Here is a 13,765-nt window from a genome sequence, read left to right on the forward strand (position 1 = left end):
TCCCAAATCTAGCGCATTTGGGTTGCGTGCTTGTTAAGTGCTGCGCCACCAAGGAACCGTATTGAACTTTGGTGGGCTTTGATATGTCGCAACAGCGGGTAATCTGGTTCGCAACAAAAAGGTGTCGCCAGAACCGATTTCGAAAAGGCCGGCACGTAGCGAGGAGACCCCATGCTGACGCGCCGGGACGTAGTCGCGGGCTTGACTGGCGGGCTTTCACTGCTGATCGCGCCATGCGCGCGCGCAGAGGCCGTCTATCCGAGCCGAATCATCAAGCTCGTGGTGCCCTATCCGGCCGGAGGGACCACCGACCTCCTCGGACGACTGATCGCCGACCGGCTCAAGAGCGCGCTTGCTGCCACCGTCATTGTTGAGAACAAGCCGGGCGCGGGGACCACCATTGGCGCCGAACAAGTGGCGCGTGCAGAGGCTGACGGCTACACGCTTCTTATGGCGACCTCGACCACCCTCGCCATCAACAGGACCCTGTACAAGAGTCTGCCCTATGATCCCGTCAGGGATTTTGCGGCGATCGCGCTGGTTGCAGCCGTGCCCTTCGTTCTGGTCATCAATCCCTCGATCCCAGCCAAGACGCTTGCCGAGTTCATTGCCTATGCAAAGCGGGAGCCCGGCCTGACCTACGGCTCTGCCGGCAACGGCAGCCCACAGCATCTCGGTGCGGAGATGCTCAAATCTCAGGCCGGCATCGACATCCGCCATGTGCCTTATCGCGGCAGCGTGCCGGCCATGCTGGACGTGATCGCCGGCCACATTTCCTTCATGGTGGTGGATCTGCAACCGGCACTGCAGCAGATCAAGGAGGGCAAGCTGAGGGTGCTCGGCGTCACGACACGCAAGCGCGCCGCAGCCGCGCCCGACATTCCGACCCTGGCCGAAAGCGGTCTTGCCGGTTTCGAACTCGTCGCCTGGCAGGGCGTGGTCGCGCCAGCCGGCACACCGCGCCCGATTGTCGAGCGGCTGGCAACAGAGATCGGCAATTTCGTCGGCGATAGTGCCGCGCGCGAGCAATTTGCTGCGCTGGCGATCGAGCCTTTGCCGCCGTCGACGCCGGAGAGCTTCGCCGCCTATATCAAAAGCGAAGGCGATCGCTGGGCGACGATCGTCAACACGGCGGGCATCGAACCGGAATGACGTCATCGGATGTGCTGATCATTGGTGCCGGGCCGGTCGGGCTGACGCTCGCCATCGATCTCGCCTGGCGCGGCATCGATGTGACCGTGGTGGAAGCCCGCGCGCGTGCCGCCCCGCCCGAGCCGAAATGCAACCATGTTGCCGCGCGGAGCATGGAGATATTCCGCCGCCTCGGTGTCGCGGACAAGATCCGCAACGCCGGTCTGCCAGCCGATTATCCGCACGACATCGCCTATCGCACCTCCTTCGCCGGCGAAGAGCTGACGCGGATCAGGATTCCCTGCCGGCGCGACCGTTTCGCTGACCGGGAAGGGGCGGATTGCGGCTGGCCGACGCCGGAGCCGCCGCATCGCATCAACCAGATTTTTCTCGAGCCGATCCTGTTCGAGCATGCGGCCGCGCATCCGCGCATCCGCATTCTCAACCGCACGCTGGCGGAAACCGTCGCCGTGCGTGACGACGGCGCTTCGGTCTCGTTGCGCGATCTCGACGGCGGCAGGACCTCGCGTATCGACTGCCGTTTCCTGATCGGCTGCGATGGCGCACGCTCCATCGTGCGCAAGGCGATCGGCGCCGAGTTTGAGGGCGACGCCGTGATCCAGCGCGTGCAGTCGACCTTCATCCGCGCGCCGGCTTTGATCGGTCTGCAGCGCCATGAACGCGCCTGGGGCACCGGCTCCATCAATCCGCGCCGCTCCGGCATGGTCTATGCGATCGACGGGCGCGAGCGATGGCTGGTGCACAATTATCTCAAGCCCGATGAAAGCGACTTTGAGTCCGTTGACCGCGATGCCTCGATCCGCACCATTCTCGGCGTCGGTGCCGACTTCGAATACGAGATGATCTCCAGGGAGGACTGGTACGGCCGCCGACTGGTCGCCAATAAATTTCGCGACCGCGCGGCTTTCATCGTCGGCGACGCCGCGCATATCTGGGTGCCCTATGCCGGCTATGGCATGAATGCTGGCATTGCGGATGCGGCGAACCTGTCCTGGCTGCTCGCCGCCCATCTGGCCGGTTGGGCGCCTGCGAACATCCTGGATGCTTACGAGGCTGAGCGGGGGGCGATCACGCGCCAAGTCTCGCATTTTGCGATGTCGCACGCGGAGGCCGAAATTCGCCGCCGCGGCGCCATTCCACCTGAGATCGAGGAGGAGGGGCCGCAGGGCGAGCAGGTACGGCAGGAGATCGGTGCGCTGACCTACGCGATCAATGTCCAGCAATATGCCTGCGCCGGCCTCAACTTCGGCTATTACTACGAAGCCTCGCCCATCATTGTTTATGACGGCGCGCAACCGCCGCCCTACACCATGGCGGACTACACGCCATCGACCGTGCCGGGCTGCCGGATGCCGCATGTCTGGTTGAAGGACGGCCGCTCGCTTTACGATGCGATGGGGCCGGCGTTCACGCTCATACGATTTGATACAAAAATTGACGCGGCCGCGATTGAGGCTGCGGCGCGCGACAGGCAGTTACCGCTGAAGGTTGTGGACGTCGAGCAGCCGGACGCCGCCGGTCTTGATGCCGGCAGGCTTGTCCTGTCGCGACCGGACCAGCATGTGGCCTGGCGCGGCGATCGCGTGCCGGACGATCCGGCAGCCTTGGTCGACCGCGTACGGGGTGCGAGCACGAGAGCATGATCCGGAGAAGTGGAAACCGGCCTTCCCCGTGACAAACGCTCAGCGTTGGCACACAGATCATGTGCAAACCAAAACGTTCGCTCTTCCTCCCGCAAGGTCGCCGCGAGGCGCCGCTTACTCTTCGTTGGCCGCGATCGATTCCATCAAGGACACGAGCTGGCGTTGCACGGTCTGGTCCTTGATCTTGCTGTAGGCCCGCAGGAGCCTCAGGCTGAACGCGCTGTCGAGGAACAACAGGCTCTCGACTTCCCGAGACTTGGTGTCGCCGTCGTAGAAGAACGTGACGGGCACATCGAGCGCGGAAGCGATCTGCTGAAGGCGGGCAGCGCCGACGCGGTTGACGCCCTTCTCGTACTTCTGGACCTGCTGAAAGCTGACGCCGAGCTTTTCGCCGAGCTCTGCCTGCGAGATCTTCTGCTCGACGCGCCGCAGCCGGATTCGCTTGCCAAGCTCAATGTCGGGCTTGCCGGCACTGCGCTGCTTCATCTTCTTTGCCGCTGATTTATTCATACTTGTGTCACCGTCCTTCGGTCGAGAAGCCCCCGAATAAATGGGTCAGGGGCGCGCCCATATATACCGCTTTAAGTTCCCGTGGATGGATGAATTCGTCCCTAAACCACGGGTATTTCGCGGGATTGAAGGCTTCTATCAGCCAATCGAGCATCCGCCGCACCCGAGGGATGCGTCCAGAGGTCGCGTGATAGGACAGCCAAATGTCGAACGACCACGGCAGCTCGATGTCGAGCGGTATTATATTCCCGCCGAGCGCGAGCGCGTAAGTTGGGAATACACCGATGCCGGCGCCATTGGCGACAGCCCAGTAGTTGGCGCTGGAAACGTTGGTCTTCATTATCACGAGTTCACGTTGCGTAGAGCCCGGGAAGACGCTTTCGAACGCTTCCTTCGCCGCCGCTTCGTCGGCGACTTGCAGCACTAGCCGGTGTCGGCGCATCTCATCAAGGCTGCGCGGCGCTCCATGTGTTTCCAGATATTTCTGGCTTGCAAAGAACATCATGTGCATGCGCCCGAGTCGAACCAGCTTGACGTCAAGCGCTGCCGGCCGTGACAAGTGGATCGCGACATCGGCCTCGTGGCGCGACACATCCGCTGAGCGCATCGCGCAATGCAGGTCGACCAGGATATTGGGAAAGCTCTGTTGGAACTCGACCAGCCGTGGCGCCAACCAGAACGTGCCGAGCCCTTCGGTCACTGCGACCCTGATCTCGCCGGACAGCGCGTTGGCGACGCCGTCGCTCGCACGCAACAGTTCGAAGGATGCGGCCTCCATGCGTTCGACCGCCGAAACCATCAAGGCGCCTTCCTCAGTCAACCGCGCGCCATGCACGTCACGCGTGAACAGCGTGGCGCCGGTTTGCCGTTCGAAATCGTTGATGCGCCGCCGCACCGCGTTGATCGACAGAGCCAGCCGCTCGGCGGCGGAACGGAAGCTGCCGCAGCGCACGACTTCCAGGAAAATGCGCGCCGCGTCCCAGTCCGGGAGACCGGCGGTCATCGTCTTGCGTTCCTCAAGAGGAACGCCCCTTTCCACCACGAGATGCATACAATCCCTTTCCGGGTGATAAACTTTGGCAGAATACTGCCCTCACTACAACTACGACGGGTCCTTCTTCGCGCATTTTGACGCTTATGATTGCTGTGGGGGCGGTTTTTTTGGGATTGTCGCCCCATACCGGTGTGGAAGTAGCGCGACATGACACTCGCCGTTGACCTCAAGACCCGCAATTGTACGGGGACTTTGATCGAAGCCTCAAGTCGTGTCGCTGCGAAATGGTATTCGTGTCCTCCCTTTGTTTCATGCTATGATCGTTCGGCTGTCGACGCGTGCCGCAAGCCAGGGAATGGAAACGGATCCGGTGCCTAATTCAGACGAACAATTGGTTGCGGTTCTTGTGATGCTGGAGGAATGCCGGTCTGCGCTCGCCGCGAGCGGCAACCGCGACTCGGCCCATCTTGTCTCCGTCGCTGTCTTGGATGTCAGGATGAAACTCAATCGAATAGGCGACGCCGAGCTCAAGTTGCTCTGCGACGCAATGGCGGCGAAGGAGCTCGCCGGAGACGATTTGCAAGAGGCGACGTCCTCGCAGGGCTTGTCCCGGCGCCCGCTGCTCCGAGTGGTCAAGTAGCCGCGTGGTCAAGTCGTTCTGGCATCCCGTTGAAGCCGGGGCGCAGCGCGGTGCCGCATTTGTGATGCCGTTTCTGTGCCCGCCGTGCGTCGCGGCGCTGGAGCTCCCGCGGTCCGTCCGCTAGCTGTTGTCCATTGGCCTATTCCGGGTGGCCTGTCTTGGCCCGCCGATGTGCTCTGTTGCGCAAAATCCTTCATCCGCTACATGAAGCCGCTCGGACCCCGCATAGGGCTGGGCGGCTTGCATTGAGGAAACGACGAGAAGCGTATGATCCAGAATGTCTCGATACCGGCGGCGCTGATCGCGGGCCTTGTCAGCTTCCTGTCGCCCTGCGTGCTGCCGCTGGTGCCGCCCTATCTCGTCTATCTCACCGGCGCCACCATCGAGCATCTCGAAAATGACGCAGCCGCCGCCTCGCGGCGCGCGGTGATGATGTCGGCCGCGCTCTTCGTGCTCGGCTTCTCCACCGTGTTCGTGGCTCTTGGCGCCAGCGCCTCCCTGGTCGGATCCCTCATCCGCGCATGGTCGGCAGAACTGTCCATCCTCGCCGGTATCGTCATCATTGCGATGGGGCTGCATTTCCTGGGCTTGACCCGGATCGGCCTGTTGATGCGGGAAGGGAGGCTGCCGATCCCAAGGCCTGTCGGTCTCTGGGGCGCCTATGTGATGGGACTTGCCTTCGCCTTCGGTTGGACGCCCTGCATCGGTCCGATCCTGGCCGCCATCCTGTCGATCGCCGCAGCCGAAGCCACGGTGACCAAGGGGGCCGGCCTGCTTGCGATCTATTCGGCAGGTCTTGGCATTCCCTTCCTGATCGCCGCCTTCATGATCGAGCGTTTCTCGGCGTTGTTTGCCCGGATGAAGGGACAGCTTGTCAATGTCGAGCGCGCCATGGGCGTGCTGATGATCGTAACCGGCATCGGCTTCCTGACCGGCGCGGTCTCGAACGTCAGCATCTGGCTTCTGGAAGCCTTTCCGTCGCTGCAGAATATCGGGTGATTGAACGACGATCATTTTGATCGCGCATGAGCTCCCAGCGATCACCGTCATCATTCGAGGCTCGCCCAGCGGTGCAATTGCGCCGCAAGGCTCGTCCCTCCAGCGACAAACGGCGAAGCCATTTGCGCGGGATGGCGGGAGAAACCGGAGCACAGTTCCAACGATTTGAAGTTACCCCGCCTGCTCGAGCGCGCAGGTGATGGTATAGACCACCCCTCGCGGCAGGAAATCCACGGTGGCTTCGCCGCCGAGCTGGTCGCGGGCGCTGCGCTCGATCAGGCGCGAGCCGAAGCCGCGGTGGATCGGCGCGGTCACCGGCGGGCCGCCGCTCTCCGTCCAGATCAGCCGGAGAACCTCTCCGGTTCCCCCAGGGATGACCTCCCAGTCGATGCCGATGGTGCCGAGGTCGTTGGACAGCGCGCCATATTTGGCCGCGTTGGTGGCGATCTCGTGCACGATCATCGACAGCACCACCGCATGGCGCGGCGAGAGCGGCACATGCGGGCCGAACATCTTTACCCGCTCGGGGGCGTTGATCAGATAGGGCTGCAGCACGCGTTCGAGCACGTCCTTCAGCTCCGAGCCCTGCCATTTCTCGCTGGAGAGCAGGTTGTGCGCTTCGGCAAGCGCGCCCAGCCGCCCCTCGAATTTGTCTCGCTCGGAGCGGGTCGCGCTGCGGAAGGTCTGCATCGCGATCGCCTGCAGGATCGCGAGCGTGTTCTTGACGCGATGGTTGAGCTCCTCGATCAAAAGGTCGTGCAGCATTTCGCCGCGGGCGATCGTGGTCGCCATGCGCACGGCAAAGGCAAGCCCGGTCAACAGCAGCACGGCGCCGATCGCGCTCGCAATCGCAAGGTTGCGCCACAGCGGCGCGACCAGCGAGCTCTCGGTGACGCCGGCGGCGATGGTCCAGCCCGTGAGAGGCGAGCGGGAAAAGCCCGTGATCAGCGGCACCCCATCGAGCGACATGCTGTTCAGCGTCGCTTCCGATGATTTGAACAGCTCGGGCAACAGCGTCGGCGAGGCGTGCTTGCCGACGGTCGCGTCCGGATTGGGGATGCGGGCGAAGACGACGCCCTCGCCGTCGAGCAAGGTCACCGTCCAGTCCGCGTTCGGCCGCTGCTTCTCCACCATGCTCTGGAACATCTCGATCGGCGGGCTAAAGGAGATGTCGTAGACCACCTCGCCGTCGCGCATGACCGGCACGTCGACGGTCATGATCCATTTCCGCTTCACCACCCCAAAGAACACATTCGAATATTGCGCCTGACCAGTCGCAAACACCTTGTCGACGATGGCGAGGTTGTTGCGCCGCGTGGGCATCGGGCTGTCAGGTTCGAATGCGGGGAAAAGGATATGGCCTTGGCGATCCGCCACCAGGATGACGCCGTCCTTGCCATACTGATCGAGGAAGCCCGAGGCCATGCCGCTGAAGTGCGCGAAATCGCCGGACCGCAATGCATCGGTCACCGAAAGCACCTGCAGGCCGCCGGTCATGCGCCGCATCTCGGCGTCCAGCGTGAAGCGGACGCTGCGCACGATTTCCAGAACCCGCTGCGTGGCTTCGCGGCGATCCTTGATGTAATCGTGAAAGACGATGCCGGCCGCGAATATGATTAGCGGCAGCGAGGTTCCCGCCACCAGAAGGACAAGTCGCACTGGCAGTGAAGGTTTCGGCACGAACTCCCCGGACCGGCACCCAAGCCCTTGAGGCAGCATAGGAGAAGCGGTTCGCTTCCGCCAAACATTTTGTGCAACGCTTGCTTGCACGCGGCGTTCCGCCGCGTGCGTCGCAACAGGGGCGCTCGTTGCGCTTGCTAGAGATTGCTGTCGGTGATCGCCGAATAGACCATGGTGCGCAGCTCGCGCCGCAGGGGATACGCGCTGGACGGCAGCACCTGGGTCATGAAAATCGTAATCAACTCCTCGGCAGGATCGATCCAGAACGAGGTCGTTGCCGCGCCGCCCCAGGAATATTCGCCCGAGCTGCCGGGGATCAGCGTCTTGGCTGGATCGATGGTGACGGAGAAACCGAGGCCGAAGCCGATGCCGTTGTAGCTCGCCTCGGAGAACAGCGAGCGCGACATGGCGGGCAGGTCGAGCCCGTTCGGCAGATGATTGGCCGTCATCAGCGCGAGTGTCTTCGGCGAAAGCAGCCTGACGCCGTCAAGCTCGCCGCCATTGAGCAGCGCGCGGCAGAAGGTGAGGTAGTCGGACGCCGTCGCACACAGGCCGCCGCCGCCTGAAATCAGCGAGGGCGGCGACAGGAAGGAGCTGGTGGCCGGATCATCCTGCAGCGTCAGCCCGTCGCGGCGCTGGCCCGCATGGAAGCTCATGCCGCCGCTTGGATCGGCGGAATAGCAGGCTGCCAGCCGATGCGCCTTGTCAGCCGGCACGTAGAAGGCGGTGTCGGTCATGCCGAGCGGATCGAGGATACGCTCCTTGAGAAACTGCTCGAACGGCCGGCCCGAGATCTTGCCGATCAGGTAGCCGATCACGTCGGTGGCGACCGAGTAATTCCAGGCCTCTCCGGGCGAAAACTCCAGGGGGATGTCGGCCAGCGCCTCGATCATCGACTGCAGCGTGCCGGCCTTCTCCACCTCGCCGATCTTCGCCGCGCGATAGGCCGCGTCGACATTGGAACGCTGCTGGAAGCCGTAGGTCAGGCCCGAGGTGTGACGCAACAGGTCGACGATCAGCATCGGGCGCGCCGGCGGGCGGGACAGGAAGTTCGGCGCCGCGCCGGCCACGAACACGCCAAGGTTCTTCCACTCCGGAATGTATTTGTGCACCGGCTCGTCAAGTGCGACGAGGCCTTCCTCGAACAGCATCATGAACGCGACCGAGGTCAGAGGCTTGGTCATGGAATAGATGCGGAAGATGGTGTCGGGCTTGACCGGCACCTTGCGTTCGAGGTCGGCAAAACCCTGACATGAGGCGTGCACAAGCTTGCCGCGGCGGTAGACGACAAGCTGGGTTCCCGGGAAGCGGCCGGCGTCGACATAGCGCGCTTTGAGATGTGTTTCGGCACGCTCAAGCGCAGCCTTTGACATGCCGGCGGATTCGGGTGAGGCGAGGGTCGGGGCAAGCATGTGGGAACTCTTTGAATTTGAAATTTTGCACGATGCGGCTTGATAGCCGAAAAACCCGCTTGCCACCAAGCAGATGCTTACCCGGGCGCGGAACTGGTGTAGGGTTACGGGCGCGTGGAAACGCACTTAGAGGTTCTTCTTAAAGCTCCCTTTCAGGAAATCACAATGGCGCAATTCAACGAAACCGAGCTCACCGCGGCCGTCGTCAAGAGTTTCGAGCAGACGCCAAACCCGCGGGCGAAATTCCTCCTGCAGGAATTGGTGAAGTCGCTGCATGATTATGTCAGCAAGACCGGCCTCACCTTCGAGGAATGGGAATACGCCATCGATTTCCTGACCCGCACCGGCCACAAATGCACCGACATCCGCCAGGAGTTCATCCTGTTGTCGGACGTCTTCGGCGTCTCCATGCTGGTAGACGCGGTCAACCATCGCGACCGCGACGGCGCCACCGAGACCACGGTGCTCGGGCCCTTCTATGTCGGCGAGCACAAGGTCACCCCGCACGGCACCGATGTATCGGAGAGCCTCGAAGGCGAGCGGATGTTCGTGCAGAGCCGCGTCACCGACCTGAACGGCAAGCCACTCGCGGGCGTTCCCGTCGATATCTGGCATGCCGACGGCGACGGCTTCTATGATTCGCAAAAGGAGACCTATGCGACCGAGGGCGCGGTCTCTCGCGCGCGCTTCATCACCGACAGCGATGGTAGTTTCTTCTTCCGCACCATCCTGCCCTGCAGCTATCCGATCCCGACCGATGGCCCGGTCGGCGAGATGATCATGCAGACGAAGCGGCACCCGATGCGCCCCGCCCATATTCATTTCCTTGTGAACGCGCCCGGCTACGAGCCGCTGATCACCCACGTCTTCATCGAGGGCGACAAGTACATCGATTCCGACGTGGTGTTCGGTGTGAAGGACGAACTCATCGCCAAGGTCGAGAAGCGCAGCGATCCGACCATGCCCGACGGCAAAAAGGCCGACGCACCCTGGCACCTGATGACCTACGAGTTCCGCGTCAAGCCGGGTGGCGGGATGGCGCCCAAGCCGCTGGGGACGAAGGTTGCCGAACCCGCTTGATCGTCGCCTGATCGATTTGGGGCGCTCGGGGGCGGCCTCGTTCTCCGTCGCCCTTGAGACTCGCTTCACAGTCTCCCGGGCGACGGTGATTGAATGTACCAAACCCGCAACAACATCCTTTAGGCATAGTGCTCATTCCTTGTGCGTCGCACAAGAAATGAGCGAATCGCCATTCAAGAAATAAGCGAGCCGCTGCTTTTTGATGCGAAAATAGGCCTGCAAAGTAATTCAGCAGCTGATCTAACATATTGTTCTGATAGGAAAATTGGCGTCAATCCGATTTGGCACGAAGCTTGAAATGAAGCTTCTGACGCCATCGATGCCGTCCTTCGCAAATCTCCATCCGAATTTTGACACCGCCTGATCTGGGGCCGCCCCAGAACGCGCGCCTGTGCGCGGTCCGCACGACGAAAGGAAGACTTTATGAGCGATCAGAATACGGCCTGGATCTCGGACTGGAATCCCGAAGATCAGGCCTTCTGGAATTCAAAGGGCAAGTTCATCGCCCGCCGCAATCTCGTCTGGTCGATCGTTGCCGAGCATATCGGGTTTTCGGTCTGGCTGATCTGGAGCATCGTGGCGACCAAGCTGCCGCAGGCTGGCTTCCATTATTCGACCGACGAGCTGTTCCAACTCGTGGCCGTGCCGGGCCTGATCGGCTCGCTGATGCGCTTCCCTTACACCTTCGCGGTCACCACCTTCGGCGGGCGCAACTGGACCATCTTCTCGGCCTCGGTGCTGTTCATCCCGACACTGGCGCTCGCCTATTTCGTCAGCCATCCGGAAACACCGTTCTGGCTGATGCTGCTGATCGCCTCCACCGCCGGTCTCGGCGGCGGCAATTTCGCCTCCAGCATGACCAACATCTCCTTCTTCTATCCCGATCGCATGAAGGGCTGGGCGCTGGGGCTGAACGCCGCCGGCGGCAATATCGGTGTCTCCAGCGTGCAGCTCCTGACCCCGATCCTGATGGGACTCGGCATCCTCAATCTCTATCAGGCGACCCCGGTCGGCGGCGTCTATCTGCAGAACGCAGGCCTGATGTGGGTGCTACCGATCGCGATCGCGGTGTTCGGCGCCATCTTCTTCATGAACAATCTGACCACGGCGAAGGCCTCGATCAAGAACCAGCTTGCGGTCGTCAAGCGCAAGCACACCTGGATCATGTCCTTCATCTATGTCGGCACCTTCGGCTCCTTCATCGGCTATTCGGCTGCATTCCCGCTGCTGATCAAAACCCAGTTCCCCACCATCACCATCGGCATCGCCTTCCTCGGTCCGCTGGTCGGCTCGCTGGCGCGGCCGCTCGGTGGTCTGCTCGCCGACAAGATCGGGGGCGCGATCATCACCTTCTGGAACTTCATCGCCATGGCCGCCGCCACGATCGGCGTGCTCTACTTCGTCGGCGCGAAGGACTTCACCGGCTTTCTGGTGATGTTCCTGATCCTGTTCGTCACCACCGGCATCGGCAACGGCTCGACCTACCGGATGATCCCCTCGATCTTCCGTGAGCAGTACCTCGCCAAGGTGAGGGGACAGGGCGAGGCAGCGCGTGCAGCCGCGATGAAGGCGGCGAGCATCGAAAGCGGTGCGGCGCTCGGCTTTATCGGCGCGGTCGGCGCTTGCGGCGGCTATCTGATCCCGAGCGGCTTCGGCAAGTCGATTGCGCTGACCGGCGGGCCGCAGCTCGCGCTCGTGATCTATCTCGGCTTCTACGCCGCGTGCCTGGCGCTGACCTGGTGGTTCTACCTGCGCCGCTCGCCCGCTTCCGCCGGTGCAACCAGCCTCGCCGAGGCGCGCGTCTAGAGCATGATCCGGAAAAGTGTGTAGCGGTTTTCCGAAAAGATCATGCTCAGTCAAGGACCTAAAGCGCGATGACGGTTCGACCAAATCTCATCGCGCTTTAGGCGATCTCAGCGGCGTCAGCTTTCGAATGTGACCCCTCGCCCATGCGGGCGAGGGGAGCTCAAAGCGAAACAGGAGAGCGGGATGACGCCTGAGCAAGTGACACTCGTGCAGCAGAGCTTTGCCAAGGTCGCGCCGATCGCCGACCATGCGGCGGTGATCTTCTATGACCGCTTGTTCGAGATCGCGCCGCCCGTGAAGTCGATGTTTCCGGCCGACATGACGGAGCAACGCAAGAAGCTGATGGCAACGCTCGCGGTGGTCGTGAACGGCCTGTCCAATCTGGAGTCCATCCTGCCGGCGGCAAGCGCGCTCGCACAGCGCCACGTCGCCTATGGTGCCAAGGCCGAACACTATCCCGTCGTCGGCTCGGCGCTGTTGTGGGCGCTCGAAAAGGGGCTCGGCGATGGCTGGACGGCGGATATCGCGGCGGCCTGGACCGCCGCCTACACGACGCTCTCGGGTTTCATGATCGAACAGGCTTACGGCCGTCCGCAGGCAGCCGAATAGGACAAGAGTGTGAGTGAACCGCTGGTCATCGTCGGCAATGGAATGGCGGCGGCGCGCCTGGTCGACGAGCTCGTCAAATCCTCGCTCGGTCGTTACGCCATCGCCGTGATCGGCGAGGAGCCGCGGCTCGCCTATAACCGCGTGTTGCTGTCGTCGGTGCTCGCCGGCGAGACTGGCTCCCACGATATCGAGCTGAAGCCGGCCTCATGGTGGCGCGAGCGCGGCGTCACCCTGAAATATGGCTCGCGTGTCACCGAGATCGATGTCGGGCGGCGCGAGCTCAAGATCGAGAGCGACGAAAGCATCGAGTTCTCCAAGCTGGTGCTGGCAACCGGTTCTTCGGCATTGCGGCTCAACGTGCCCGGCGCCGATCTCGCCGGCGTCCACACCTTTCGCGACACCCGTGATGTCGATCTCCTGCTGACGCTTGCGGCGCAAAAGAAGCGCGTCGTGGTCGTCGGTGGCGGCCTGTTGGGGTTGGAGGCCGCCTATGGCCTCGCGAAGGCCGGCGCAACGGTCACGCTGGTACATCTGATGGACCGGCTGATGGAGCGTCAGCTCGATGCGCCGGCGGCGCATCTGCTGAAGTCGCTGGTGGAGCGCAAGGGTATCAACATCCTGCTCAACGCCAGCACGGCGCGTATCCTCGGCGAGAGCAAGGTGGAGTCCATCGAGCTCGTCGACGGCCGCCGGATCGATGCGGACGCGGTGATCTTCGCCGCCGGCATCCGGCCGAATGTCGCACTCGCCAACGAGGCGGGCATCAAGGTCAACCGCGGGGTTGTGGTCGATGATGTCCTGCAAACCAGCGCGGCGGGGATCTTCGCGCTGGGTGAATGTGCCGAGCACCGTGGCATCTGCTACGGCCTGGTCGAGCCGGCCTATGAGCAGGGCCGCGTGCTGGCGCGCCATCTCGCCGGCCGCGAGGCGGCCTATCGGGGCAGCGTGGTCGCGACCAACCTGAAGGTCTCCGGCGTCAGCGTGTTCTCGGCGGGCGACTTCATGGGGGCGGAGGGCAGCGAAAGCATCGTGCTCAGTGACGTGAAGCGCGGTGCCTACAAGAAGCTCGTGATTGCCGACGGCAGGCTGACTGGCGCGGTCCTGATCGGCGAGGTCACGGACGCGCTCTGGTATCTCGAACTGATCCGCTGCCGCGAGCCGGTAGCGCGGATTCGCAAGGACATGATGTTTGGCCGCGCGCTGGCGCTGGCCGCTAAAGCTGCATGAGTGACGCATTGCC

General features: G+C 62.8%; 12 protein-coding genes. 8 read left to right on the forward strand and 4 right to left on the reverse strand.

Going from position 1 to position 13,765, the window contains the following annotated elements; all coding sequences use genetic code 11:
• The first annotated feature begins 171 nt into the window (after nucleotides 1–171).
• Nucleotides 172–1,152 carry a Bug family tripartite tricarboxylate transporter substrate binding protein gene (locus A3AI_RS0134915; RefSeq protein WP_036050745.1) on the forward strand — a complete coding sequence of 327 codons (981 nt, stop codon included), beginning with the start codon at nucleotides 172–174 and terminating at the stop codon, nucleotides 1,150–1,152.
• Complete coding sequence (locus A3AI_RS0134920; RefSeq protein WP_024519987.1) at nucleotides 1,149–2,795, forward strand: FAD-dependent oxidoreductase; 1,647 nt, start codon at nucleotides 1,149–1,151, stop codon at nucleotides 2,793–2,795. The genes A3AI_RS0134915 and A3AI_RS0134920 overlap by 4 nt, the downstream gene beginning before the upstream one ends.
• Nucleotides 2,796–2,909: 114 nt before the next feature.
• Here the strand turns inward: A3AI_RS0134920 and A3AI_RS0134925 are convergent, their stop codons facing one another.
• Both A3AI_RS0134925 and A3AI_RS0134930 read right to left on the reverse strand, forming a co-directional pair.
• A complete protein-coding gene (locus tag A3AI_RS0134925; protein WP_024519988.1) occupies nucleotides 2,910–3,305 on the reverse strand; it encodes a helix-turn-helix domain-containing protein in 396 nt (131 codons plus the stop codon).
• Nucleotides 3,306–3,312: 7 nt separating this feature from the next.
• On the reverse strand, nucleotides 3,313–4,356 hold the full coding sequence (locus tag A3AI_RS0134930) for a LysR family transcriptional regulator (protein ID WP_024519989.1): 1,044 nt from the start codon (nucleotides 4,354–4,356) through the stop codon (nucleotides 3,313–3,315).
• 298 nt (nucleotides 4,357–4,654) lie between these two features.
• On the opposite strand from A3AI_RS0134930, the gene A3AI_RS0134935 reads away from it, so the two are divergent.
• Complete coding sequence (locus A3AI_RS0134935) at nucleotides 4,655–4,939, forward strand: hypothetical protein (protein ID WP_245287024.1); 285 nt, start codon at nucleotides 4,655–4,657, stop codon at nucleotides 4,937–4,939.
• A 267-nt stretch (nucleotides 4,940–5,206) separates the two neighbouring features.
• On the forward strand, nucleotides 5,207–5,938 hold the full coding sequence (locus tag A3AI_RS0134940) for a cytochrome c biogenesis CcdA family protein (protein ID WP_024519991.1): 732 nt from the start codon (nucleotides 5,207–5,209) through the stop codon (nucleotides 5,936–5,938).
• A 171-nt stretch (nucleotides 5,939–6,109) separates the two neighbouring features.
• On the opposite strand, the gene A3AI_RS0134945 is transcribed toward A3AI_RS0134940, so the two are convergent.
• Nucleotides 6,110–7,618: a sensor histidine kinase gene (locus A3AI_RS0134945; RefSeq protein ID WP_024519992.1), complete on the reverse strand. Its 1,509-nt coding sequence runs from the start codon at nucleotides 7,616–7,618 to the stop codon at nucleotides 6,110–6,112.
• Nucleotides 7,619–7,755: 137 nt separating this feature from the next.
• Nucleotides 7,756–9,030 carry a serine hydrolase domain-containing protein gene (locus tag A3AI_RS0134950; protein ID WP_024519993.1) on the reverse strand — a complete coding sequence of 425 codons (1,275 nt, stop codon included), beginning with the start codon at nucleotides 9,028–9,030 and terminating at the stop codon, nucleotides 7,756–7,758.
• Nucleotides 9,031–9,195: 165 nt separating this feature from the next.
• Here A3AI_RS0134950 and A3AI_RS0134955 point away from each other — a divergent pair, with 165 nt between their 5' ends.
• The 4 genes from A3AI_RS0134955 to A3AI_RS0134980 all read left to right on the forward strand — a co-directional run bounded on the left by A3AI_RS0134955 (nucleotide 9,196) and on the right by A3AI_RS0134980 (nucleotide 13,752).
• Nucleotides 9,196–10,110: an intradiol ring-cleavage dioxygenase gene (locus A3AI_RS0134955; RefSeq protein ID WP_024519994.1), complete on the forward strand. Its 915-nt coding sequence runs from the start codon at nucleotides 9,196–9,198 to the stop codon at nucleotides 10,108–10,110.
• A 423-nt stretch (nucleotides 10,111–10,533) separates the two neighbouring features.
• Nucleotides 10,534–11,916 (forward strand): MFS transporter, encoded by a 1,383-nt coding sequence (locus A3AI_RS0134970; RefSeq protein ID WP_024519995.1) that lies wholly within the window; start codon nucleotides 10,534–10,536, stop codon nucleotides 11,914–11,916.
• A 183-nt stretch (nucleotides 11,917–12,099) separates the two neighbouring features.
• Nucleotides 12,100–12,525, forward strand: coding sequence for a globin family protein (locus A3AI_RS0134975; protein ID WP_024519996.1), 426 nt, complete (start codon nucleotides 12,100–12,102; stop codon nucleotides 12,523–12,525).
• 9 nt (nucleotides 12,526–12,534) lie between these two features.
• Nucleotides 12,535–13,752 carry an FAD-dependent oxidoreductase gene (locus tag A3AI_RS0134980; protein ID WP_024519997.1) on the forward strand — a complete coding sequence of 406 codons (1,218 nt, stop codon included), beginning with the start codon at nucleotides 12,535–12,537 and terminating at the stop codon, nucleotides 13,750–13,752.
• The last annotated feature ends 13 nt before the right edge of the window (nucleotides 13,753–13,765 follow it).

It is taken from the genome of Bradyrhizobium sp. Tv2a-2, assembly GCF_000472425.1.
GTDB lineage: Bacteria > Pseudomonadota > Alphaproteobacteria > Rhizobiales > Xanthobacteraceae > Bradyrhizobium.